The organism is Microcystis sp. M53598_WE2 (assembly GCF_030067735.1).
Classification (GTDB): domain Bacteria; phylum Cyanobacteriota; class Cyanobacteriia; order Cyanobacteriales; family Microcystaceae; genus Microcystis; species Microcystis aeruginosa.
The window spans coordinates 1-1791 of record NZ_JASJFE010000190.1 but is presented as its reverse complement, the minus strand read 5'-3'; the positions used below and the strand labels follow the sequence as shown (position 1 = coordinate 1791).

The 1791-nt window shown below is 44.2% G+C and carries 3 protein-coding genes; 1 reads left to right on the top strand and 2 read right to left on the bottom strand.

Annotation, left to right across the window (positions count from 1 at the left end):
* Nucleotides 1-246, bottom strand: a 246-nt coding sequence (gene grxC, locus PX636_RS04115) for a glutaredoxin 3 (RefSeq protein WP_288116295.1), incomplete at its 3' end; no start/stop codon positions are given.
* Nucleotides 247-716: 470 nt separating this feature from the next.
* On the opposite strand from grxC, the gene PX636_RS04110 reads away from it, so the two are divergent.
* Nucleotides 717-1157 (top strand): hypothetical protein, encoded by a 441-nt coding sequence (locus PX636_RS04110; RefSeq protein WP_288116294.1) that lies wholly within the window; start codon nucleotides 717-719, stop codon nucleotides 1155-1157.
* Here PX636_RS04110 and PX636_RS04105 read toward each other — a convergent pair.
* On the bottom strand, nucleotides 1154-1441 hold the full coding sequence (locus tag PX636_RS04105; RefSeq protein ID WP_061430502.1) for a YggT family protein: 288 nt from the start codon (nucleotides 1439-1441) through the stop codon (nucleotides 1154-1156). The genes PX636_RS04110 and PX636_RS04105 overlap by 4 nt on opposite strands.
* Nucleotides 1442-1791 lie beyond the last annotated feature (350 nt).

Below are 1791 nucleotides of genomic sequence, written 5' to 3'. Positions count from 1 at the left end.
GGGAGCTAAACCACCACTTCTATCTAAAGCATAGATGTCATCGCAGCCCCCGATGTGTTGATCGTTTATAAAAATTTGTGGTACACTTGTACGACCATTGGCTCGATCGGACATTTTGGCTCGCGCTCCTTCATCATCATCGATACAATATTCGGTAAACTCCACCCCTTTTTTGTTGAGTAATGCTTTAGCGCGGATACAGAAAGGACAGGAACTCCAAGTATAGATCTCAACTTTAGCGGCCATAAAATTTATCTGTTTTCTTTACAGTTCTTAATTTTAGCCGATAACCGAGCAGTGATCTTCCTTCAGGTCAGAAAACGCCAATTAGGCCGATTCCACTGATATATTCCTTGTATTTCCCATTCTTCACCGTTTTGAAAGCGAATACGGCAACTAACAGGATGGGAGTCATCCTCACTTTCATTTACGGCGTTGTCAGATCAGAATAGGTAAAGATGCAATGCAATCCTTGCTATCAAAGTAATTTCAGTTCCGGTGCTGATTCGGAGCATCTTTCAATTTGACAACGCCTATTGTAGGGCTAATTCATGAATTAGCCCTACACCTATTACCTCACAGGTAAACCCGTCGCAACTATCGGGAGCGTCTGTGGGAATCCATTCCCATGAGAGTCCTAAAAAAGCTGATTTCAAAGGGTGACGATCCACGATAATCTAAGTATTGGGGAAATCATACCGTAAAATCACTCATCTATGACACCACGCTCGCTCACCGTTTTGCTCCTTTCTGTTCTTTTCTGGCTGTCTAGCTGGCTTATCATCCCTATTGCTCAAGCTTTGACCCCAATTCAACTATTAGATGTATCTTACAAAGACTGTCCCCCCGAATTAGCCGAGGGGAGTGTCACCAGTGGGGGAACCAGTTTTCCGGCTAATTGTTTTTTAATCACCGGCAAAGCTAAAAATAATTCTGGAAAAACCGTCTATGATGCCGATGTTTTTGGTCGGATTTACGATGCTAACGGGGAACCGGCTTTACAAAATCGTAGCCGAGTCGGGGCAATTCCAGAAGTGCCGCCGGGGATTAGTGATTTCGAGATCAGAATTTCTGTTTCTACCAATCAACCAACCCCCTTACGACTGGAAAAATTCAAAGCTTCCGGTTTTACCACTAGTGTGGATCCTCGGATTTAGAAACTGCTACTGACCAGACTGCTGGCCCCTGTGGCTACGACACTCTGAACAACGTTGAGCAGCAGAAAAGCGAGAATCGGGGAAAAGTCCATCCCGCCTAGGGGTGGGATAATCGAGCGAAAGAGGTTTAAATAGGGATCGGTAATCGGACTGAGAAAAGACATAATCTGATAGGCCCAACCGGCATTTTGGAACCAAGTCAGTAAAACCCTAACAATTAGGATTACCGAGTAAATTTGCAGGAAATTGTTGATTATCGTCAAAATAAACCCTATATCGCTCATAAATAAATCTTTCCTCAAGAGGGCGTGATGGTTAGTTTAGCTTTGATCTTACCAAAAAAATAGTCTTTAGTTACTCTCGCCGCCCTGTCTTACTGGTTTTAACCAGCTATCGGCATTCCTCCCAGTTGACGGACACTGGGTAAGAAAACTGAATACAGCAGTTATCTTAATGGTGAGGTACGAAGTTTTCCTTTTGGGGAGACTCGGATTGTTCAAGTAGGGTTTGCGGCAAAAAGTTTTTCGTGGGGGTAGGGTGTGGGGTGTGGGGTGTGGGGTGTGGGGTTTTACCCATTTTCAGGTGGTCAATTACCTAATTTTCAGGGAAAAAGTCCAGGAATTTTGCCCCCGAT